Annotated in this window: 18 protein-coding genes; 6 read left to right on the top strand and 12 right to left on the bottom strand. The window is 74.1% G+C overall.

Going from position 1 to position 22,013, the window contains the following annotated elements; all coding sequences use genetic code 11:
* Positions 1-33 precede the first annotated feature (33 nt).
* Complete coding sequence (locus tag ACZ7EC_RS10965; RefSeq protein WP_471060743.1) at positions 34-438, top strand: MarR family winged helix-turn-helix transcriptional regulator; 405 nt, start codon at positions 34-36, stop codon at positions 436-438.
* Here ACZ7EC_RS10965 and ACZ7EC_RS10960 read toward each other — a convergent pair.
* The 5 genes from ACZ7EC_RS10960 to ACZ7EC_RS10940 form a co-directional block, all read right to left on the bottom strand.
* Positions 435-1,342 (bottom strand): IS5 family transposase gene (locus ACZ7EC_RS10960; protein ID WP_471060416.1). Its coding sequence is split into 2 segments (ribosomal slippage): positions 435-997 and positions 997-1,342, totalling 909 coding nucleotides; the frame shifts between segments, so codons are not numbered across the junction. The genes ACZ7EC_RS10965 and ACZ7EC_RS10960 overlap by 4 nt on opposite strands.
* A 175-nt stretch (positions 1,343-1,517) precedes the next feature.
* Complete coding sequence (locus ACZ7EC_RS10955; RefSeq protein WP_471060740.1) at positions 1,518-2,615, bottom strand: hypothetical protein; 1,098 nt, start codon at positions 2,613-2,615, stop codon at positions 1,518-1,520.
* Between the two features lie 81 nt (positions 2,616-2,696).
* Positions 2,697-3,095, bottom strand: coding sequence for an SseB family protein (locus ACZ7EC_RS10950; protein WP_471060738.1), 399 nt, complete (start codon positions 3,093-3,095; stop codon positions 2,697-2,699).
* 140 nt (positions 3,096-3,235) lie between these two features.
* Complete coding sequence (locus tag ACZ7EC_RS10945; RefSeq protein WP_471060735.1) at positions 3,236-4,750, bottom strand: purine-cytosine permease family protein; 1,515 nt, start codon at positions 4,748-4,750, stop codon at positions 3,236-3,238.
* Positions 4,751-4,833: 83 nt separating this feature from the next.
* Positions 4,834-4,983: a hypothetical protein gene (locus ACZ7EC_RS10940; protein ID WP_471060733.1), complete on the bottom strand. Its 150-nt coding sequence runs from the start codon at positions 4,981-4,983 to the stop codon at positions 4,834-4,836.
* Positions 4,984-5,212: 229 nt separating this feature from the next.
* Here ACZ7EC_RS10940 and ACZ7EC_RS10935 point away from each other — a divergent pair, with 229 nt between their 5' ends.
* Positions 5,213-6,301: an NAD(+)/NADH kinase gene (locus ACZ7EC_RS10935; protein WP_471060730.1), complete on the top strand. Its 1,089-nt coding sequence runs from the start codon at positions 5,213-5,215 to the stop codon at positions 6,299-6,301.
* 25 nt (positions 6,302-6,326) lie between these two features.
* Here the strand turns inward: ACZ7EC_RS10935 and ACZ7EC_RS10930 are convergent, their stop codons facing one another.
* Positions 6,327-6,794: a DUF7144 family membrane protein gene (locus tag ACZ7EC_RS10930; RefSeq protein ID WP_471060727.1), complete on the bottom strand. Its 468-nt coding sequence runs from the start codon at positions 6,792-6,794 to the stop codon at positions 6,327-6,329.
* A gap of 34 nt (positions 6,795-6,828) precedes the next feature.
* Positions 6,829-7,350: an SHOCT domain-containing protein gene (locus ACZ7EC_RS10925; RefSeq protein WP_471060724.1), complete on the bottom strand. Its 522-nt coding sequence runs from the start codon at positions 7,348-7,350 to the stop codon at positions 6,829-6,831.
* 396 nt (positions 7,351-7,746) lie between these two features.
* On the opposite strand from ACZ7EC_RS10925, the gene ACZ7EC_RS10920 reads away from it, so the two are divergent.
* On the top strand, positions 7,747-8,313 hold the full coding sequence (locus tag ACZ7EC_RS10920; RefSeq protein ID WP_471060721.1) for an ion channel: 567 nt from the start codon (positions 7,747-7,749) through the stop codon (positions 8,311-8,313).
* Between the two features lie 19 nt (positions 8,314-8,332).
* Here the strand turns inward: ACZ7EC_RS10920 and ACZ7EC_RS10915 are convergent, their stop codons facing one another.
* From ACZ7EC_RS10915 to ACZ7EC_RS10900, 4 genes are all read right to left on the bottom strand, one after another.
* Positions 8,333-8,530, bottom strand: a complete 198-nt coding sequence (locus ACZ7EC_RS10915; RefSeq protein ID WP_085563090.1) for a hypothetical protein — start codon at positions 8,528-8,530, stop codon at positions 8,333-8,335.
* A 128-nt stretch (positions 8,531-8,658) separates the two neighbouring features.
* On the bottom strand, positions 8,659-11,418 hold the full coding sequence (locus tag ACZ7EC_RS10910) for a winged helix-turn-helix domain-containing protein (RefSeq protein ID WP_471060718.1): 2,760 nt from the start codon (positions 11,416-11,418) through the stop codon (positions 8,659-8,661).
* Positions 11,419-11,517: 99 nt separating this feature from the next.
* Entirely contained in the window at positions 11,518-12,039 is a 522-nt protein-coding gene (gene msrA / locus ACZ7EC_RS10905) for a peptide-methionine (S)-S-oxide reductase MsrA (protein ID WP_471060715.1), read from the bottom strand.
* A gap of 203 nt (positions 12,040-12,242) precedes the next feature.
* Complete coding sequence (locus ACZ7EC_RS10900) at positions 12,243-13,937, bottom strand: sigma-70 family RNA polymerase sigma factor (protein WP_471060712.1); 1,695 nt, start codon at positions 13,935-13,937, stop codon at positions 12,243-12,245.
* 344 nt (positions 13,938-14,281) lie between these two features.
* Here ACZ7EC_RS10900 and ACZ7EC_RS10895 point away from each other — a divergent pair, with 344 nt between their 5' ends.
* The 3 genes from ACZ7EC_RS10895 (at position 14,282) to ACZ7EC_RS10885 (ending at position 20,636) form a co-directional block, all read left to right on the top strand.
* On the top strand, positions 14,282-16,033 hold the full coding sequence (locus ACZ7EC_RS10895) for a carbohydrate binding domain-containing protein (RefSeq protein WP_471060709.1): 1,752 nt from the start codon (positions 14,282-14,284) through the stop codon (positions 16,031-16,033).
* Between the two features lie 72 nt (positions 16,034-16,105).
* Positions 16,106-18,400: an FUSC family protein gene (locus ACZ7EC_RS10890; protein WP_471060707.1), complete on the top strand. Its 2,295-nt coding sequence runs from the start codon at positions 16,106-16,108 to the stop codon at positions 18,398-18,400.
* A 112-nt stretch (positions 18,401-18,512) separates the two neighbouring features.
* Positions 18,513-20,636 carry a SpoIIE family protein phosphatase gene (locus ACZ7EC_RS10885; RefSeq protein ID WP_471060704.1) on the top strand — a complete coding sequence of 708 codons (2,124 nt, stop codon included), beginning with the start codon at positions 18,513-18,515 and terminating at the stop codon, positions 20,634-20,636.
* 41 nt (positions 20,637-20,677) lie between these two features.
* Here the strand turns inward: ACZ7EC_RS10885 and ACZ7EC_RS10880 are convergent, their stop codons facing one another.
* Complete coding sequence (locus ACZ7EC_RS10880; protein WP_471062017.1) at positions 20,678-21,394, bottom strand: FAD binding domain-containing protein; 717 nt, start codon at positions 21,392-21,394, stop codon at positions 20,678-20,680.
* Positions 21,395-22,013 lie beyond the last annotated feature (619 nt).

Genomic DNA, 22,013 nt, shown 5'->3' with positions numbered 1-22,013 from the left:
AACGAGTGGCTGGAACGGTGCTACGGTGCCGGTATGGCAGTGAAAACGGCCGATGCCCGGCTCGAGGAACGCTGGCGGGACATCCTCGCTGTGCACGCGCGCACGATGTGCGAGATAGACCGTGCGCTGCACCCCTACGGGCTGGGCGCCAGCGACTTCGAGGTGCTGGACATCCTGTCCGCCGAGTCGCCCCGTGAGGGCGACCACTGCCGGGTGCAGAACCTGGTCGGGCGGGTGCATCTCAGCCAGAGCGCCCTGTCCCGGCTGATCGGCCGGCTGGAGAAGGACGGCCTGGTGGAGCGCTCGGTGTGCGCCGAGGACCGCCGCGGCGTCTGGGTCGCCCTCACCACCAGGGGCCGCGCCCTGCACACTCGGGTGCTGCCGGTGCAACGGGCCGTCCTGGAGCGGATGCTGCCCGAGGGGGGCCAGGACCGCTAGGACCTGTCTGACAAATGATCTTGGCTCGGTTCGCGGAGCCAGAGGATGAGTGCTGCGAGGTGAAGTCCGGCCCGGTAGCGGGCGGCGAGTTTGTCGAAGCGGGTCGCGATGGCGCGGAACTGCTTGAGCCGGTTGAAGCAGCGTTCGACGACGTTGCGGGCCTTGTAGAGCTCACGGTCGAAGGCCGGTGGCCTGCCGCCGGCCCGGCCGCGCCGCATCCGGTTGGCCTTCTGATCAGCCCTTTCCGGGATCACCGCCCGGATGCCCCGGTGCCGTAGCGTCTGGCGGATCGCCCGTGATGAATACGCCTTGTCGGCGATGACCGCATCGGGTCTGCGGCGCGGCCGCCCGACGCCCGTCCGGGGCACTCTAACCGCGTCCAAGACCGCGTCGAAGGCGGTGGAGTCGTTGACGTTGCCCGGCGTGAGGACGACGGCCAGGGGCAGGCCCCGGCCGTCACAGGCGAGGTGGACCTTGGTGGTCAGCCCGCCGCGGGACCGGCCGAGCGCCTGACCAGCCGCCGTGCGTTCCGGATCTTCCAGTTCGTCCCCCGTCGACGCCCCTTTTTGCGAGCGCCGGCGGCGTGCTGGTGGGCCCGGTTGATCGTGGAGTCGACCGAGACCGTCCATTCCACGGCCCCGACGGAGTCGTCGCGGACCTGAACCTCTTCGAGCAGGCGGGCCCAGGTCCCGTCCGTCTCCCAGCGGGCGAACCGCTCGTAGACCGTCTGCCACGGCCCGAAGCGCTCTGGCAGGTCACGCCACGGAGCACCCGTCCGCAACCGCCACAACACCCCATTGATCACCTGCCGGTGATCCCGCCACGGACGGCCTCGCCCGTCAACACCCGGCAACAGTGGCGCTATCCGCTCCCACGCCGCATCCGTCAGCTCACCACGACCCACCACAAGATCGATTATCAGACACGTCCTAGGGCCTTTCTTCCGGATCAGGTCGGCTCGGGTTGGCGGTGTCTTACGGCCGAGCCGAGCGGGGGCTGGTGCGTGCAGATGCAAGGCGGGCTCGCGGGCGCCGGCGCCGCGCCCTGATCCGGCCTGATCCGAACGGAAGTCGAAGTCCCTAGACGCCCGGCGGCGGGTCGTCCGGGCGCCGGTCCACCGGGCGGCGCGGCGGGACCGGGGTGGTCGGGAAGTCGCGGGGGCCGGTCCACAGGGCGGGTACGGCGTCGCAGCGGCGGCACAGTTCATAGGCGACGGCCTCGTAGTTGACCCGCCAGCCGCGGAAGTGCGGCCATGCCTCCTCGGGGGTGCGCTCGGCCCGGAAGCCGGTCGAGTCCAGCATCGCCACGGCCGCGTCGAACTCAGCGTAGGTGAGCCGGATGGGTGCGCTGGGCGAGGGGTCGTCCTCGAAGGGGGCGCGCACCGCGCGGGCGATGTCGCGCAGGGCGCTGAACCCGGCCCGCAGCACCAGGCGGGCCTCCGGCGGCGCGGTCTTCGGGTCCAGCGCGAGCTGGAGCGCCGCCGCGTCCATCACGGCGACCAGGCCCACCAGCCAGCTGCGGTACGGGCGCGGGGAGCGGAACGTCAGCAGCACCGGGTAGGTGGAGTGGCTCTCGCCCATGTCCGAGGCCAGCCGCTCCCAGGCCCGGTACAGCTCGGGCAGCGCGGTCTCGGTGTCGACCAGCCACTGCCGGGCCAGGATCTCCGGGCCCCAGGAAGGCTCGCCCGCCCGCGCCTGGAGGAGGGTGACCTCGACCTCCCGTCGGTTGTAGGCGGCGTACAGCGTGGGCAGGTAGGCGATCTGGAGCGCGATCAGGACCGGTCCGGTGGCCGCCGCGACGAAGTCGAGGACCGACAGCTTCCACCGGGCACCGCTGGCGAAGCCCAGCGTGAACAGGCTGGAGCCGGCCTCCCGGAACGCGGTGGTCCACGCCAGCGGGGACAGCGCGTACAGCAGCAGCCCGAAGCCGAACAGGGCGCCGACGAGCCAGCAGGCGAGCATGCCGATCAGCATGAGCGGGGCCAGCCAGGTCTGGGCGCGGTCGATGGCCTCGTAGTCACCACGGGGGGTGGTCAGCCGCAGCACTCTGCGCAGCAGCCACCACAGGCGGAAGACCAGCGCGGAGTAGAGGCCCCTCGGGACGACGAGGGTGCGCAGGATGCTGCTCAGCACGGCGAGGAGCAGCAGGGCGCCTGCCGTGCCGGCGATGTATTCCATGAGGGTATTTTGCCGCCCGCGGGAGGGTGGTGATCACTTTCGCGGTTCTCCGCGTCCCGCGGCCCTTCCACGGGCCCGCGCTCAGCGGGCCAGCAGCGTCCGCACTCCCTGGGACGTCAGCGTGAGCGCGTGCTCCGAGCTGCCGTCTATCGCCAGGGAGATCTCCTCGTCGGGCCACTGCGCGGCCAGCGCGCCCAGTGGGATGAGGCGGTAGCGGGAGACGAAGGGCAGCAGCTCGGCCATCTCGTTCTCCGTGGTGAAGACGGGGACGACGGGGTCTCCGTCGGGCTGTTCCAGGATGGGCAGGGCCACCGTCGTGGCGTCGGCGCCCTCGCCGTCGATCGCGTCGTCCGGCACGGGGACGAGCACGTCGCTGTGGGCCAGGGTGTCCAGGGCCCTCTGGTCCTCGGCGTTGGCGACCAGGGCGTCCAGCGCCTGCTGGGCCGGCGTCGGAAGGGCGTCGTGTGCGGGTGTCTCCATGGCAGATCCCCAGGTAGCGGTGGTGGTACGGGCCGTCCGGACGGACTGCCCGGACGGGCTCCCGCCTCGCGTACCCGGTGCGCGGCCGGGGCATGCGTGCGAACGGCAAGAGGACGGACCAGTGCCGGACGGGATACCGCTCAGGCCCTGAGGACCTCCTCGCCCGGCGCGGGGCTCGGGGCCAGGGCCTCCTGGGCGCGCACCCGGCGCCGGCCGAGGAGGAGGGTGCCGAGGAAGGACAGGGCGAGGGCGACCACCACGCCCAGGTTGGCGTACGCCCACGCGCCGGTACGGCCGCCGAGGCCGAGCGGCCCGAGGAGGTAGCCCTGCCAGCCCAGCCAGTGCGCGGCGGTGTTGGTGACCAGGCCCCAGCCGACGGCCGTGGCGGCGAGAGTGAGCAGCGGGGGCAGCAGCGGGACGTCGCCGTAGCGGCCGTGCGGGCGGAACAGGTCGCCGTCGTCGTAATCGCGGCGGCGCAGCGCGAGGTCGGCCAGCATGACACCGGACCAGGCGGCGACGGGCACGCCGAGCGTGGTGAGGAAGCCCATGAACTGGCCGAGGAAGCCGTCGGCGAAGAACACGATGTAGACCGACCCGGCGATCATCAGGCAGCCGTCCCAGAGCGCGGCCAGATAGCGGGGCACGCGCAGTCCGGCGGAGAGCAGGGCGAGGCCGGAGGAGTAGATGTCGAGGACGGCGCCGCCGACCAGGCTGAGCACGGCGACCACGGCGAACGGCACCAGGAACCAGGTGGGCAGGATCGTGGCGAGGGCGCCGATCGGGTCGTCGGCGATGGCCCGGCTCAGCTGCGGCGAGGACCCGGCCAGCAGCACGCCGAAGACCAGCAGCAGCACGGGGGCGAGCGAGCCGCCGAAGGTGGTCCAGCCGATCACGCCCCGGCTGGAGGAGCCGCGCGGCAGGTAGCGGGAGTAGTCGGCGGCGGCATTGATCCAGCCGAGCCCGAAGCCCGCCATCATGAACACCAGCGCGCCGATCATCTGCTGCGCGGATCCGCCCGGTACCGCCTTGACGGCGTCCCAGTCGACCTGGTGGGCGACGAGGCCGACGTAGACGATGGTCAGCACGCCGGTGATCACGGTGATGACGGTCTGGAGCCGCATGATCAGGTCGAAGCCGATGACACCGGCGACGACGGTCAGCGCGGCCACCACCATGAGGGCGACCACCTTGGTCTCGGTGCCGCCGCCCCAGCCGAGGCTGGTGAAGACGGTCGCGGTGGCCAGGGTGGCGAGCGAGATCAGCGCGGTCTCCCAGCCGACGGTGAGCATCCAGGAGACCACCGACGGCAGCCGGTTGCCGCGCACCCCGTAGGCGGCGCGGCTGAGCACCATGGTGGGCGCCGAGCCGCGCTTGCCGGCGACCGAGACGAAGCCGCACAGCAGGAACGAGACGACGATGCCGATGGTGCCCGCGACGAGCGCCTGCCAGAAGGAGATGCCGAAGCCGAACGCGAAGGCGCCGTAGCTGAGCCCGAGCACGGAGACGTTCGCCCCGAACCAGGGCCAGAACAGCATGCGCGGGGTACCCCTGCGGTCCGCGTCCCCGATCACGTCGAGCCCGTGCGTCTCCAACTGGATCGGACGGGCGGCGGCTCTGTGCTCGGTGATGCCGAGGGGGTCGTGCGGATGCGTCATCACGGCCTACCTGTCTGACGTGTCGAGATCACGCTAGGGCGGCGCCGCGGGGGCCGCAACGCAGGCGGCGGTCGGGGTCCTCGTCAGTCGCGGCCCTCCTCGGGGTTCTGCTCGGGGCTCTCCTCGGCGGGGCCCTCCGCCTGGGACGGGGTGGTGCGGACCGGCTGCACCGCTCCCACGTCCTCGGGCTCCCGTTCGCCCTCGGCCTGGGACGGGGTGGTGTATTCGCTCATCGGGGCCTCCCCCGGCATCCGTACGTCTGTGGGCACGCCCCCGAGTACCCGTAGGGGGTGGATGCCATGAGGGTGGGGCGGGTGAACCGTCCGGCGCGGCGCCCGGCCCCCGCGGGGCGGTGGGAGGGGTACGCCGGTGCCCCCCGGCGGCGTGGCGTGCGCGGGCCCGTGCCCTCCCCGGCGAGGATGGCGCTCGGCAGAAGCCGGCTCTCAGGCGGGTGGTGCGGGTATGACGGTGAACCGTGTCGGCCTGGTCGTGCACGGCGGGCGCGCCGAGGCGCAGGCGGCCGCGGGGGCGGTGCGCGACTGGTGCGCGGAGCACGCGGTGGTGTGCACCGACATCGACGTGTGGCAGGAGGGCGCCCGGCACAGCGCGCGGGCGGAAGTGGACGCGGCGGGCGACCCGGATCTGATCGTCACGCTCGGCGGGGACGGCACCTTTCTGCGCGGCGCCCGGCTCGCGGCGGAGAACGACGCCCTGGTGCTCGGTGTGGACCTCGGGCGGGTCGGCTTCCTGACCGAGGTGCCGGCCCCCGCGGTACGGGCGGCCCTGGACGCGGTGCGCGAGGAGCGGATCACCGTGGAGAGCCGGATGCTGCTCACCATGCGGGCGTCGTGCCGGCTGGAGATGCCCGCGCAGATGGAGGACCTGATGCGGTACGGCCGCGGGCCCATGCTGCCGCCGCCCCGCGTGCGGATGGACTGCGCGGCGGGCGGCGACTGGGGTGTCGCGCTGAACGTCACCGCGCTCAACGACGTCGTCCTGGAGAAGCTGTCGCGTGACCGGCAGGTGTCGGTCGCGGTGTATCTGGCGGGCCGGCTCCTCGCCTGCTACTCGGCGGACGCGCTGCTGGTCGCCACGCCCACCGGTTCCACGGCGTACAGCTTCGCCGCCGGCGGCCCGGTGGTCTCGCCGCGGGCGGAGGCGCTGGTCTTCACGCCGGTGGCCCCGCACATGGTGTTCAACCGCTCGGTCGTGGCCGCCCCGGACGAGCCCGTGGCGCTGCGGGTGCTGGAGCGCTCGGGCCAGGCAGCGGTGAGCATCGACGGACAGGTGCGCGGGGTGCTGAGCCCCGGCGACTGGATCGGCGTGTACGCGGCACCCCGCCGGCTGAAGGCGGTGCGGCTGGGTCCGACGGACTTCTACGGACGGCTGCGGGAGCGCATGAACCTCACCGACGCCCCGGCGGCGCTCGCCGACGGCCGGGCCACCCCGCTGTGGCCGGTGTCCTCGCCGCCCCCGGCCGACCTCGCCCACCTGGCCCTGCCGGGCGCGGCGGGCGATCCCCCTCCGGGAGGCGCGCCCCCGCCGGTGTGAACCCGGTCGCCGCGGTGGGCGGCGGTCAGTCGAACAGGCCCCGGTCGCCTTCCTTGCGCACCACGCACAGCGCCCAGATGGTGAACGCGGCGAGCGCGATCATCACGATCGACCAGACCGGGTAGTACGGCAGGGACAGGAAGTTGGCGATGATGATCAGCGCGGCGATGACCACACCGGCCACCCGCGCCCAGGTCGACACCTTCATCAGGCCCAGGCCGACGATGACGGCGACGGCGCCCAGGACCAGATGGACCCAGCCCCAGCCGGTGAGGCTGAACTGGAACACGTAGCTGCGGGTCGCGAGGAAGACGTCGTCACGGGCGATCCCCATGATGCCGCGGAAGATGTCCAGGACGCCGGTGAGCAGCAGCATCACCGCGGCGAACGCGGTCAGGCCGGTGGCCCACAGTTCCTTGGTGGTGGGCTCGCGTGTGGTGCCGGCTCCGGGTCCGGTGGGGCCGGTGTTGTGGTGTGCGTGGGGCGCGGTCATCGTGCCACCTCGTTTCTCTCCGGTGTGCGGTGGGTCAGTGCGGGGAGTGGGAGGAGACGGTTCCCGAACGGCCGGATCCGGTGGACTCCGGCCCCGTGCCTCCGGGGGTGCCCGCGGCTGCGGATGGTCCCGCGGCCGGTCCGTGGGCGGCGAACACCATGTCCTTCGCCTTGCGGAACTCGTCCTCGGTGATGTCCCCGCGGGCCTTCATCTCGGCGAGCCGGGCGAGTTCGTCGGCGCTGGAGCCGCCGCCCCGCGCGGTCTCGCGGACGTAGCTGTCGAACGCGCGCTGCTGGGCGCGGGCCTGTTCCACCTCGCGGCGGCCCATGCCCTTGCCGCGGGCGATCAGGTAGACGAAGACGCCGAGGAAGGGCAGGACGACGACGCACACCAGCCAGGCGGCCTTGGCCACCCCGCCGAGGGAGTCGTCGCGGAAGATGTCCATGACCACCCGGAACAGCAGCACGAACCACATGATCCACAGGAAGAACACCAGCATGGACCAGAAGACGCTCAGCGCCGGATAGTCGTACGCGAGGTAGGTCTGGACGCTCATGTCGCCGCCTCCGTTCCGGGTCCGCGCCCGGTAGTCGGTCGTCCACCGTCCTCAGGCTGCGCTCCGACGCGCGCGGGACGCCTCACCCGGCGCGGGTGAACGGCGGCCGTCGCCGGGGGCGGCCCCGCCGGGGTGTGCTCCGGTCCGGGAAACGGCCGCGGGGGCCGTGCGGACCCGGATCGCGGGAGGGAGGTCATGGCTCCTCCGTCCCGTGCCCGAGGCCGCTCCCGGCCGGCCGGCGGGGCCTGGTGCGGGGACCTCACCACGACAGCGTCGCCCCTGACGCCCCGTACGGGATCACCCCTGGCGGGTGATCCCGTACGGGGGCCGGGGCGCTGAGGTGGGTAGCGGGCACAGGCGGTCCGGCCTGTGGTGCAGCGGCGGGAGGCGGACACGATGACCGAGCGGGCGAGGCGCGCACCGGCGAAGGAAGCCCGGCACCCCCTGGGCAGCGGGTCGGACCGCCGGGCCGCGGCCGCGTCCTTCGCGCGGGCGGCGGTCATCCTGACCGGCCTGGTCCTCGCCTACTACCTGGTGCCGCTGGACACGCGCACCACCCTGGCGACGGCCCTTCTGCTGCTGTGCGGGCTGCTCGGGGTCGCGGTGGTCTTCGGCTGGGAGGCCTGGCACATCATGCACGCGCCGTATCCGCGGCTGAAGGCGGTTGAGGCACTGGTCGCCACGGTGGGCCTCTACCTGGTCGTCTTCGCCAGCGTCTACCACATCATCGAGCGCGACACCCCCGGCTCCTTCTCCGAACCACTGACCAGGACCGACGCCCTGTACTTCACGCTGACCACGTTCACCACCGTGGGGTTCGGCGACATCACGGCGCGTTCGGAGGCGGGCCGGGTGGCGGTGATGTGCCAGATGGTGGGCGGCCTGCTGCTGGTGGGCGTGGCCGTACGACTGCTCGCCGCGGCGGTGAACGCCGGGCTGAGCCGCAAGCAGCGCGAGCCCTGAGGGCCCGGCCCGGCAGGGCTCACTGCGGTGCCTGGCGCATCTCCAGCACGCGCAGGCCGAGGGACTGGCAGCGGGCCAGCAGTCCGTACAGGTGCGTCTCGTCCAGGACGCGGCCGAACAGGATGGTGTGGCCGGACACCACCACGTGGTCCAGCTCGGGGAACGCCTTGGCCAGCGTCTCCGTCAGCTCGCCGTCGACGCGAATCTCGTAGCGCATGAGCTGCCTTCCCCGCGTGCCGCGGACGGGCAGTACCCGGCCCTCTCCTGCGATCCTGCGCCCCGCTCCGGCAACCGGGCCTCACCCGTCGCAGGTGATGTGGGCCCGCTCGCGGCTGACGCGGGCGGTCACAGCAGGCCGAGTTCGCGGGCGCGGTGCACGGCGTCGTGGCGGCGGTTCACGCCCAGCTTGCGGTAGGCGCTCTTGAGGTGGGTCTTGACCGTGTTGACGGAGACGTAGAGGTCGGCGGCGATCTCCTCGGTGGACATCATCTCGGCGAGCCGGACCAGCACATCGTGTTCCCGGCCACTCAACTCCTCGATCACGGGCGGCGGTTCGGTCTCGGAGGTGGTGCCGTCCGGACCGGCTGCGCCGGGCAGCAGCCAGCCCTCGGCGAGCGGGCGCAGCGAGGGTGTGGCGAGCAGCGGCCGCAACCAGGGCCCCGCCTCCCTGAAGGGGCGCCGCAGCCGGTCCCGCCGGGCTTCGCGCAGCGCCTGCGCCACCAGTCGGAGCCGTGCCTCGCGGTCGCCCTCGGCACCGGCGAGCCGCGCCCTGACCAGGGCCGTCCGTACGGCGATCAGCGGGGCGGTGGCCTGCTGCGGGTGGATCCGGTCGAGCAGGGACCGGGCGTACGGGAGGCGGTCCGCGGCCAGTTCGGCCTGTGCCGCGCCCGCCAGGCACAGCGGGTCCTCGCCGGGCAGTTCCGCCAGCAGCTTGACGGCCAGCTCGGGGCGCCCGTCGGCGAGATGGGCACCGGCGGCCACCAGCGCCGCGTGGGCCTCGGCCCAGGGGGAGGGCTCCTCGGCGACGACGGCCCGGTCGGCCGCCTCCAGCGCGCCCTCGGTGTCGCCGCGGGCGAGCAGCAGACGCGCGGTGACCAGGGCGTGCAGCGACCGGGTCGCCGGGTCGCGCACCGGGTGGCGGGCGTCGGCCGGGTCGGGCGGCGGGGCGAGCAGCGCCTCGGCTCGGTCCAGTTCGTCGCGGTCGGTGGCGACGGCGGCCAGCACGAGGGTGGCCGGTCCGGCCCCGCAGGGTGCGCAGGGGTCCGCGGGATCGGCGGCGAGCGCGGCGAGGGCCTTGCGCTCGGCGCGGCCGGGGCGGCCGTCGAGGTGGTCGAGCAGGGCGAGGTGGGCGAGGCACTCCGCGCGGAGGCGGGCGGTCGCCGCGGCCGGCGCCGTGACCGCCGGTTCCTCCGCGGACGCCGGTGCCGCCTGGGTCGTAGGGCCGGGGTCGGCCACCGCGGTCAGGGCCGCCCGCGCCTGCGCGAACCGGCCGGCCCACAGGCGGGCGGCGCCGAGGTGGGCGCGCAGCAGGGCGGTCAGTTCGGGGTGCCGGTCCAGCAGCCGGCCGGGCACCTCCCGCCGCAGCTCCTCGGCGCGGCGGGCGGCTGCCTCGGCGCGCGAGGGGGAGCCGGCCAGCCGGGCGGCGAGGACGTCGAGGAGGGTGCAGCCGAGGCGGGCGGCGGCGAGCTGTTCCGGGGTGTCCGCCGCTCCTGGTGTGGTCTGGGCCCGGTCCAGCTCGCGCGCGGCCCGGCGCAGGTGCGGCAGGCCCCGGTCGAGGTCGCCGAGGGACAGCTCGCGGGCCGCGCGCACGAGGTCGGCGGCCGGGGTCCGCGGCTCGGGCCCCAGGGCGGAGAAGATCGCGGCCAGGGGGCCGGCGCGCGGGCCGCCGAGCAGTTCGCCGAGGGCGAGGTCGCCGACGAGGGCGCCGGCGGCGGCCGTCCAGTCGCCCGCGGCGGCGGCGTGCTCCAGGGTCTCGGCGAGCGGCCCGTGGCGGCGCAGCCAGCCCGCCGCCCGGCGGTGCAGCTCGGTCTCCAGGCCGGGGAGCCGGGCCCGCAGATGGGCGCGCAGGATCTCCCGGAACAGCGGATGGAGCCGGAACCAGGAGTGCCCGAGGTCCTCCACGAAGGCGTTCTCGCGGTGCAGCGCGGTGAGGATCAGTTCGGCGTCGGCGCGCCCGGTGAGCGCGTCGGCGAGGGCGGGGCAGAACCGGTCGAGGACGCTGATCCGCAGCAGCAGGTCCTGGGTCTCGGCGCGCTGCCGCTTGAGGACCTCGGCGATCAGGTAGTCCCCGATGGTGGTGCGGTCGGCCTCGAACTCCCTCAGGTACGACCTCGGGTCGCGCTCCCCCTGTGCGGCCAGCGCGCTGAGCCGCAGACCCGCCGCCCAGCCGCGGGTGCGGGCCAGCAGCGCGCCCACCTCGTCGGGCGGCAGCCGCAGGCCGTGCAGGGCCAGCAGGCCGGCGGCCTCCTCGGGGGTGAAGGCCAGTTCGTCGTTGCGGATCTCGGTGATCGCGCCGGCCGCCCGGTAGCGGTGCAGGGGCAGCAGCGGTTCGGTGCGGGTGACCAGGACCAGGCGGATACCGGTCTGCGCGTGCCGGAGCACGAACTCCAGCTGGTCGGCGATCTCCGGGTCGGTGACGCGGTCGTACTCGTCGATGACCGCGGTCACCGGTCGCGCGCGGGCGCCGAGTTCGGCGGCGAGCCGGGTGAGCAGCGCTTCGTCCACGCGGCCGGCCTCGGCGGGCAGGCCGACCTCGGCGGAGAGGCTCACCCCGGCCAGTCGCAGCGCCTGGAGGAGGTAGGCCCAGAAGGTGCCGGTGCCCTTGTCGGCCATCTGGGCGGTGAGCCAGGCGACGCGTGGTCCGCGGGTCGCGGCCCAGTCGGCGACCAGCAGCGTCTTGCCCGCTCCGGCGGCCCCGCCTACCACGGTCAGCGGGGTGCGCGGGGCCAGGTCCAGGTGTCCGAGCAGCCGGTCGCGGCGCAGATAGGTCACCGGGAGGGCGGGGATCGCGAACCTGGCCCGCAGGAACGGATCCCCGCAGGGATCGGCGGGCCCGTAAGGGTCCGCTCCGGTCTCGTCCGGCACGCCCATGGTGGTCACCACCATCGTCGTCGGGTCGCGGACAGCGTGCTCCGCTCCTCCCCCCAGGATCTCCCCTGGGGGACGACGCGCCACACGAGCGGGTGGTGCCCGGCGCGGGGCGGCTCAGTCGGTGGTGGACGCGGCCCGGCGCGGCAGCTTCCAGTTCGGCCGCGGGAAGTGGCAGGTGTAGCCGTCGGGGTAGCGCTCCAGGTAGTCCTGGTGCTCGGGCTCGGCCTCCCAGAAGTCGCCGACCGGCGCCAGCTCGGTGACCACCTTGCCAGGCCACAGTCCGCTGGCCTCGACGTCCCCGATGGTGTCGGCGGCGACGCGGTGCTGCTCCTCGCCGTCGTAGAAGATCGCGGAGCGGTAGCTGCGGCCGACGTCGTTGCCCTGGCGGTCGCGGGTGGTCGGGTCGTGGATCTGGAAGAAGAACTCCAGGATGTCGCGGTAGCTGGTCACCGCGGGGTCGTACAGGATCTCGATGGCCTCGGCGTGGTCGCCGTGGTCGCGGTAGGTGGCGTTCGGGGTGTCGCCGCCGCTGTAGCCGACGCGGGTGGAGACCACGCCGGGCTGCTTGCGGATCAGACCCTGCATGCCCCAGAAACAACCGCCCGCAAGTACGGCTCGCTCGGTTCCCGCTGTCATCGGTCGCTCCCTGGTTCGTCCGGCCCCGCACCCCTGTTGACGTGCCGGGGGCACGGTCATCCAGCGTAATACCGCCCGCGTGCGAACGGCGAAGGGCCACCGGCCTGGTCACGGGCGGTGCGGTCGCGGGCACGCGGGCAACGGCGGGTCGAGGCGGCGCGGTGTCCACCAGTCCGCGCCCAGGGGGCGTCGTGCGGGCCGGGTCACATCTTCGTGCCGAAGTCCTGGGTCCACCAGGGGCCGCCCGTGCCCTTGTGCACGCCGACGCCGATGTTCTTGAAGGCGCAGTTGAGGATGTTGGCCCGGTGGCCGGGACTGTTCATCCACGCGTCCATCACCGAGGCCGGGCTCTGCTGGCCCATGGCTATGTTCTCGCCGTAGGTGGACCACCGGTACCCCGCGGCGGTGATGCGCTGACCGGGGTCGGCGCCGTCCGGGTTGACGTGGTCGAAGAAGTGCCGCGCGGCCATGTCGTCGGAGTGCGCCTGCGCCGCCTGCTGGAGCTGCGGGTCCTCGGTCAGCGGGGAGCAACCGGCGGCTGCGCGCTCCTGGTTGACGAGCGCGACCACCTGGCTGACGGTGTCACCGGCCGGCGCCGGCGCGGTGGTGCGCACCGGGGCCGGCGGGGTGGACGGGCGGGGCGTCGGCGTACTCTTCCGCGTCGGACTCGGACTCGGACGCTTGGTCGCCTTCTTCTCCGGCTTCTTCGGCCGCGCGGACTTCGACGGGGACGGCGAGGGCGACGCCGGGGTGGGTACGGCGCTCGGCGCGGAGAGGTCGGCCACGGAGGCGTTCGTGTTCCGGTCGGCGGCCTGCTTGCCGGCGCCGGGCCCGGAGTCCATGCCGAAGTACCAGAGGCCGCCGCCCGCGACACAGGCCACGACGACGCCCCCGACGACCCGGCGCCGCATGCGCCGGCGCCGGCGGGACGCGCTGCGTGTGCCGTCGCGTCCGTCACCGCGCCCGCCCGAGCGACCCCGCGCGGCCCGTCGTCCGGTCCCGGAGCCTGTGAGGGAGCCCGAACCCGCACCGGGACCCGAGCCGCCGGGCCCGGCCGGGGCGTCGTACGGGGTCGCCGCCGCGACCGGTGCCATCCCGCCGGGGGCGCAGCGCAGCGCGGCGTACAGCGCGGGCGCCGCGGCGACCAGCGCGAGGCCGGCCAGCAGCCCCTCCGCGGGCATCAGCCCGCTCCACAGCCCGGAGCAGCGCGAACAGCCGCGGGCGTGCCGGGCGATGCGCTTGCGCCACAGCGCCGAGGGCTTGCCGTCCCAGGCGGCCAGCACGCCCCGCAGCTCCTCGCAGCGCGGCCGGGCGTCGAGCGCCCGTACCACCACCCGCGCCGCCTCCAGCTGGGCCTTCATCCGCTGCACCCGGACCGCGGTGTGCTCCGGCGTCAGCTCCAGGGCGGCGGCGACCTCGGCACGGGTCAGCTCGCCCGCGCACTCCAGCCACCACAGCGAGAGCAGCCCCCGGTCGTCGGGCTCCAGCCAGCGTGTGGCGTGCGCGGTCTCCTGGCGCTGGCCCGACAGTTGCAGCTGCACCACCGTCAGGTCCACGAAGTCGGCGCCGGGGTCGGCCAGATCGTATGCCTCCTCCACGGCGGCGGGCGCGGACTGCCGGTCCTGCCAGTGGTCGCGGACCTGGTTCATCGCGATCGCGACGAGCCAGGAGCGGAAGCGCTCGGGGGCGCGCAGCCCGCCGAGTCCGTCGAGGGCGCGCAGCATGGTCTCCTGCACCACGTCGTCGACGTCCACCGAGCCGTTCAGCGCCCGCCCCACGATGTTGTAGACCAGCGGAAGGTAGGCGCTGACCAGAGCGTCCTGGGCCGCCGCGTCGCCCTGGCGGGCCGCGATCACCAGAGCCGCCGTCTCCGCCGCGTCCGTGTGCCGTGTGCTCATCAGATGTTTCCCGTCCTCGACGCCGAACGATTGTTCCCGACGACTGGGAGACGGTTCGAGGCGGCTCGGATAACGGTTCTCCGGGGCCGATTTCCGGCCGCTTCCGGCGTCGGGTTTCCGGCGCGGGGGGCTCGGGCGTCCGGCGCCACGGTCCGCGGAGCCGGCGGCGCCGCGCGGGCCAACTCCGGCCGCCAGCCGCCCGGTTCACAGGATCGAAGTTGGTCTAGTCCTCTTGACGGGGTGCGTCGGCGGCGGTTTGGTATGTACCAACACCCCCGCCGTGCACGGCACCACCACCCCACCACCCCACGCCCTGAGGGCATCCCCGAGAGGGGCATACTGTCATGCACCTGGCAAGACTGGGCGGACTCGCCGCCTCCGCCTGCGCGTTCGCGCTCGCGGCCACCGGCGCGGCCGTCGCCGTCGCCCCCGCGAGCAGCGCGGCGGCGCACACCGCGGCGACGAGCGATGCCGCGGGAAGCAGTGTCTACTCCGTCGCGCCCTACGTCGACATGTCGAACGGCCAGGAGGGCCTGCTCGACACGGCGATCACCGGGCACCACCTAAAGGCCTACACCGCCGCCTTCGTCCTCGGCGAGGGCTGCAACCAGGTCTGGGGCGACACACTTCCCATCGGCAACGACTCCTACACCGACCCCGAGATCGCGAAGGCCAAGTCCGAGGGCGCCTCCGTGATCATCTCCTCGGGCGGCGCCAGCGGTCTGCCGCTCGCCTGGACCTGCACCACCCAGAGCAGCATCGACGCCGGGTACCAGGCCCTCATCGACGACTACGGCGTCACCCAGCTGGACTTCGACATCGAGGGCGCCGCCATCGCGGACACCGCCGCCGCGGCCCGCCAGATGCAGGCCATGAAGGACCTGAAGGCGGCCAACCCGAACCTCCGGTTCTCCGTCACCCTGCCGGTACTGACGAGCGGGCTGACCAATGACGGCGTCAACATCCTCAAGGCTGCCAAGAACGCGGGCGTGAAGATCGACGTGGTCAACATCATGACCATGGACTACTACGCCGGCACGGGCACCGAGATGGGCCAGGGCGCGATCGACGCCGCGAAGGCCACGCTGGCGCAGATGCAGTCCGTCGACTCCGGGTACGGCTACGCCGATCTCGGTATCACCCCGATGATCGGCAAGAACGACGACGGCTCCACGTTCACCCTGGCCGACGCCCAGACCGTCGAGAACTTCGCCGCGCAGAACGGTGTGGGGCGGCTCGCCTTCTGGTCCGTCAACCGGGACCAGCCGTGCAGCGGAAGCGCCAACTCCCTGCCCACGTGCAGCGAGATCGGCCAGAGCAGTCTGGCGTTCACGGACGCGTTCGTGCCGTACGAGGGCAGTTCGGGCGGTGGTGGCGGGGGCGGTGGTACGAGCAGCGACTTCTCGCTGTCCCTCTCCCCCGGTTCCGCCTCGGTCGCACAGGGCGGTTCCGCGACCGCGAGCGTCGCCACGGCCACCACCTCGGGCAGCGCCGAGTCCGTGGCCCTCAGTGCCTCCGGCGCGCCCTCCGGCGTCACCGTCTCCTTCAGCCCGGCCTCGGTGACCTCCGGCAGCGCCTCGACCCTGACGGCGGCGGTCGGCTCGTCCGTGGCCGCGGGCACCTACCCGATCACGGTCACCGGCACGGGCACCGGCGGCACCCACAGCGCGACCTACACGCTCACCGTCACGAGCAGCGGCGGCGGGGGCGGCGGGGGCTCGCTGACCAACGCCGGGTTCGAGACCGGTTCCCTCGGCCCCTGGACCTGCACCGGCGCCAGCACGCTGGTCTCCACCCCGGTGCACTCCGGCAGCCACGCCCTCCAGGTCACTCCCGACTCCGGCGGCACCGGCGAGTGCGACCAGACCGTGACCCTCTCCCCCAACCACAGCTACACGCTCACCGGCTGGGTCCAGGGCCCCTACGCCTACCTCGGCGTCAGCGGCGGCGCCACCGCCAGCACCTGGTCGAACAGTTCGAGCTGGAACCAGCTGAAGGTCGCCTTCACGACCGGCAGCAGCGGCACCGTGACCGTGTACGTCCACGGGTGGTACGGCCAGGGCAACGTGTACGCCGACGATCTCGCCCTCGGCTGATCGTCGCCCCGATCGCGCGCCCGGTGCCTGTCCGCAGGTGCCGGGCGCGCGATGATGGGTGAGCCTGGTGGGATGTCTGGTGTTCCCGCCGGCCGGATCCCGGCGCCGTACGCCGCCCCGGCGCGCCGGGCGCTCCAGGTGGCGCTGGTCGCCTCGGCCGGCTTCTACTTCTTCCGCTACGGCCTGGACCGCCCCGTCGCCGCCACCTACGCCCTGTTCGCCACGGTGGCGCTGGGCGGGCTGGCCAGGATTCCGGGCACCGGGCGGCAGCGCGCCGTGGTGGTGCTGCGGCTGATCCCGGTGGGCTGGCTGCTGGTCGCCGTCGGGACGTATCTGTCGGTGCGGACCTGGAGCGCCGTCGCCGGGATGCTGGTCGTCGGCTTCGCGCTGGCCTTCTCCGCCATCGGCGGACCGCGCCCGGCCGGCGCGGCGCCGGGTCTGCAACTCCTCTACATCCTTCCGTCGTTCCCGCCCTACGATCCCGGTCAGCTCGACGACCGGCTGCTCGGCACCACCACCGGCATGGCCCTGCTCGTCCTCGCCGAGGCCCTGATCTTCCCCGAGCCCGCCCCGCCGCCGTACCGGGAACGCGCCGCGCACGCCGCCGCCGTCGCGGCCCGCTGCGCCGCCCTGCTCGCCGCCCCGCCGTACACCCTCTCCCCGGACGACATCCGCGGCGCCCGCGGGGCCGGCCACCGGCTGCGCTCCCTGACCGTGCCCGAGGCGGACCGCCCGGCGGGTCCGGGCGTACGGGACCGGGCCCTGTCCCACACCGGTCTGGCGACCCGGACATTGCTCAGCAGGCTGCCCCGGCTGTCCGCCCTGTCCGGCCCGGCGGTCGTTCCGGACGGGGATGTCCGGACCCCGCCCGGCGATCCGCCCGACGCCACCGTGACCGCCGTACTCGACGCGGTCGCGCGGCTGGCCACCGCCGGTGCGGACTGCCTCCGCGACGGCTCCTCGCCGCTGGCCGCCTACCAGGAGCTGGCCGCGGTCCGCTCCGTCCTGTCCGCCCGGTCCGCGGTGCCCGCGGGGGAAGCCGGGACGCCGGCGCCGGACGTGCTGCGGCGGCACGCGGCCGTGCTGGAGGTCGCCGATGCCGCGCTGGCGATGGGGGCGGCAGCCGATCTGGCGGTGCACGGCCGGCGGGCCACGGTGATGGGGCCGCCGGAGCGCTTCTGGTACGCCACCGCCCGCGCCCCGCGGTTGTGGTGGCACCGGGTGTGCGGGCACGCCGGACGGCGCTCGGTGTTCTTCCAGAACGCCGTGCGCATCGCCCTGGCGCTGACGGCGGCGCGGCTCGTGGCGGGCGTGGACACACTGCCGCACGGCTTCTGGGCGACGCTGGCCACGCTGACCCTCACCCGCACCACCGTGGACGAGACCTGGAGCACCGTCCGCGCCGCGCTCGCCGGAACCCTGGCCGGCGCCCTGCTGTCCGGCGGGACGCTGGCCCTGGTCGGCCCGCACACGGTCGTCTACGCCGCCATCCTCCCGCTGTGGATGCTGTTCGCCTTCACGGTCGGGCCGGTCAAGGGGGTCGGCTGGGCGCAGGGCCTGTTCACGGTGCTCGTGGCCCTGGTCTTCGCCCAGCTCGCGCCGCCGACCTGGCGGCTGGCGGAGGTACGACTGCTCGATGTGCTGGTCGGCAGCGCGATCGGCGCGGTGTTCGGGCTGCTGGCCTGGCCCCGCGGCGCCCATGACGAACTGCGGCACGCGGGGGCGGAGCTGCTGCGCAGGGCGGCCGAGATCGTGGTGGCGACCAGTGCCTCGGTGGCCCTGGAGGGGCGGGCGGCCGTCCCGGCGGGGATGCCCGGACACCGTTCGCTCCAGCGGGCCGTGATCCTGGCGGAGTCGGCGTACGGGCAGTTCCAGAGCGAGGCGACGCCGTTCGGCGGCCGGGGGCGCGTGTCCGGTCCGCCCGCGGTGGACTGGCAGGCGGCGCTGATGGCCGCGCACCACACCCTGTGGGGCTCGGAGCGGCTGCTGGAACCGCCGCGCGCCGGTCTCGGCCCGGCCGCGGCCACGGTCAGCAGCCTCGGGGACCGGGTCGCCGGGCGCATGCTCCTGATCTCGGCGGCCCTGGATCCCGGCGGCGACACCCCGGCGGCCCCGGTGCCCCGCCTCGCGCGCTCCCTCGCGGGCGCCGACGCGGAGCCGCCGGGTGCGCCCCGGCTGTACTACGCCACCGTGTCCTGGCTGGACTCCCTCATGGCCGATCTGTCCAGGATCGCGCGCGGGGGCGGGGAAGCCGGGCCGGACGGGGACGAAAGCGGAGGCGGTGCGGGGGAACCCGCGGGCCCGGACCGTGAGCCGACCGATGATCCGGGCGTGCACCGGGGCGGTTCCCCGCACCGACCCGACTGACCCGTCCGGACAGCTGCGGATCAGCCGTCCATGGGGTAGGCGTGAGGTGAGGGCCGCCCCGGTCTCACCCGTGCGGGGCCGGCCCGGCGGGCCGGCGGAAGGAGCGAGTCGGATGTGCGGAGGGACGCGGCACCCGGACCCGGATCGGTCCGCGACGGCCCCGGCGGAGCCCCGCGCGGACAGCACCGCCGAACCCGAGAACGACCCCGCGTCCGAGCCGACCAGCCTGTTCGATCTCCTGGGCGTGGCCGCCGTGCTCCTGGAGGCCGACGGCCGGATCGACATGTGGAGTCCCCAGGCCGAGAAGCTGTTCGGCTACGACCGCGAGGAGGCCGTCGGGCAGTACGCGGCGCTCCTGCTGCTGCGCCCCGAGGACCGGGACGCGGCGATCCGGCTGTTCGCCGACGTGATGGAGACCGGCCAGGGCTGGGCGGGGGCGTTCCCGGTGCGCCGCAAGGACGGCAGCACGAAGATCGTCGAGTTCCGCAACATGCGGCTGACCGACCACCTCGGTGATCACTACGCGCTGGGGCTGGCCACCGACCGCTCCACCCTGCGCCAGGTGGAGCGCGGCACCGCCCTGTCCGCCCGGCTGGTCACCCAGGCCCCGATCGGGCTGTCCGTGCTCGACACCGAGCTGCGTTACGTGGCCGTCAACCCCGCCCTCGCGGCCATGCACGGCCTGCCCGCGGCCGACCACCTCGGCCGACGCTACGACGAGCTGTTCCCGGACACGGCGTTCCACGCGGTCGAGGCGTCCATGCGCCGGGTCCTGGAGACCGGCGTCCCGGTGGTGAACCAGCAGGTGGTGGGCCGTACCGCCGCCGATCCGGGCAACGACCACGCCTGGATGACCTCGCTGTACCGGCTGGAGGACCACCAGGGGCACACCCTGGGCCTCGCCACGGTGGCGGTGGAGGTGACCGACCGCCACCGCGCGGCCCAGGAGGCGGAGCGGGCCCAGCGGCGACTGCGGCTGATGGCCCGCGGCTCGGCCAGGATCGGCACCACCCTGGAGGTGGAGCGCACGGCGCGGGAGCTGGCCGACGTCCTGGTGCCCGACCTCGCCGACATGGCCACGGTGGACCTGCTGGACGGCATGCTGCGTAATGGCCGTACGGATCCGGGGGACGGCCCGCCGCTGTTCCGCGCACTGGCGGTGAAGACGGCCTACGCCACCGACGCGGCCGGGGCGCTGGTGCCGCCCGGCCGGCTCACCGTGTACCACGCCGGCCACCCGGCGGCGCAGAGTGTGCGCACCGGGAAGCCCGTGCTGATCAGCCATCTGGACAAGGGCGACGTGGGCCGGGTCGCCGCCGGGCCCGAGGCCGCCCGGCTGCTCGCCCGCGCCGGAGTGCACACCGACATGGCGGTCCCGCTGATCGCCCGCGGCCAGTGCATCGGCGTCATGGGCCTGGCCCGCGCCCGCAACCCCGCGCCGTTCGACGCCGACGACCTGGAACTGGCCTGCGAACTCGCCTCGCGCGCCGCGCTGAGCATCGACAACGCGGTCCTGCACCAGCACACCCGCAGCACCGCCGAGGCCCTTCAGCGCAGCCTGCTGCCCCGGCTCTCCCCTCACCATCCGGGGCTGGAGATCGCCGCGCGCTACCGGCCCGCGCAGGCGACCGGCGAGGTCGGCGGCGACTGGTACGACGTCATCCCGCTGGACGGCGACCGCACCGCCCTCGCAGTGGGCGACGTCATGGGCAGCGGGATCGCGGCGGCGGCCACCATGGGCCGGTTGCGCACCGCCACCTCCACGCTGGCCGATCTCGATCTCGGTCCGGCGCGGGTGCTCACCCATCTCGACCGGATCACCCTCGGCCTCGACCCCTACATCGCCACCTGCGTCTACGCCGTGCACGATCCGCGCCTCGGCCGCCTGGAGGCGGCCTCCGCCGGGCATCTGCCGCCGGTCCTGATCCCGTTCGACGGGCCTCCGCGCCTCCTCGACCTGCCGACCGGCACCCCACTGGGCGTCGGCGCGGTGTCCTTCGAGTCCAGCACGCTCGGGCTGCGCCCCGGTGACCAACTGGTCCTGTACACCGACGGCCTGGTGGAGACCCGCGACGACCCGATCGACGCCCGTCTGGCCGAACTGGTCCGGCTGCTCTCCGTGCCGTCCCCCTCCCCGGAGGACACCTGCGACCGGCTGCTGCGGGAACTGCGCCACCCGGCGGGCCACGACGACGTGGCCCTCCTCATCGCGCGGGTGCTGCCGCTGGGGCCCTAGGTGTATGGATCACGAGCGTGGTCGACACCTGCCGGGCCTGATCACCGTCCGTGCGCCGGCAGGTCCAGCACCTGCGGTCGTACGACCGCCCACGCGGCGGCGGGCAGATCGCCGAGGGCGGTCGCGCGCAGGGACCGGAGGGTCTCCTCGGGGTCGGCGCTGCGCACGGCGGTGCCGGCGAGCACCTCGTAGCCGTCCCGTACGGCGACCCGGATGCCATGCCCCGCGCTGTCGCGGGCGTACAGGGCGGAGGCCACCACGAGGGGTGGCGGGCCGCCCGCGTCGGCCGGGAGTTTGCGGTAGGCGCAGGCGAGCGGGGCGCGCCAGCGCAGGCTGAGCAACAGGGGCCGTTTGGCGACGACTTCGGCCAGGTCGGTCTCGCGGGGGCCGTCGGACTCCAGCACCGTGGCCCGTGCGTCGAGGACCAGCGCGGCCGGGAGGAGGCAGCGCAGTGTGCTGCCCACGAGGTTGCCGCCGACCGTCGCCGTGCGGCGCACCGCCCCGGTGCCGACCGTGGCCGCCGCGAGGCGCAGCACGTCCGGCACCCGGCCGTCGATCTGCCCGAGCAGCACGGCGGCGCCCAGCGTCTCGGGCCCGATGACATTGGCCTGCGGCAACCGCCTCAGCGACATGGCCAGTTCGGGGAACCCCTCACGCTGCCAGGTGGCCCACACCAGGGTCGCCCCGCCGACCGGGACGGCGCCCTCGGCCAGGCACGCCTGGGCTTCGGACACGGACGTGGGCAGCCGCAACAGCATGGTGACCGACCTGCCTTCCTCGGGGGACCGCAGTCTGCTCGCGTGCGCGGGGGCGCGTACAGGGCTCACGCGGGCACGGTCGTCAACTGACCTACAGGCAGGGGACGTTGTCCGGTTCGGGAGCGCCGATCCGATGGGCCGCAGTTCCGGTCCGTCGGCCTCAGTCGTGCGGCGTTCGACATCGCGCCGGGCGCCACGCTCGTGCTGTACACCGACGGGCTGATCGAGACACCGGGCAGCGACATCGAGGCGCGGGTCGGCGAACTCACCACCGAACTGCCCGCCGCCCCCTCCTCGGTCCCCGAGGGCCGGGCCTTCCTGCGCCGGACACAGGTCTCCGACAGCAGCAGGAGCGCGTCGTCGGCCGGTGCCGGGCACTCCCACGAGGCCTGTTCCTGGTCCGCACCCTCGCGGACGGCTGGGGGTACGGCCCACCGACGAGGGCAAGACGACCTGGTTCACGCTGAAGCTGTGAACGCCCGTCTTGCTCGTCACCGGGGCGCGTGCCGAACGGCAACCGGCGCCCACGACGAGCCGTTCGGCTTCGACCGCCAGATCCGCGTGGCCGACCCGTGGTCCCGACGAGGGCCGACCGGCCCTATCCCAGCCGGGCCCGCAC

Source organism: Streptomyces sp. NPDC037203 (assembly GCF_055605065.1).
This window is presented reverse-complemented; position numbering and strand designations above follow the sequence as displayed.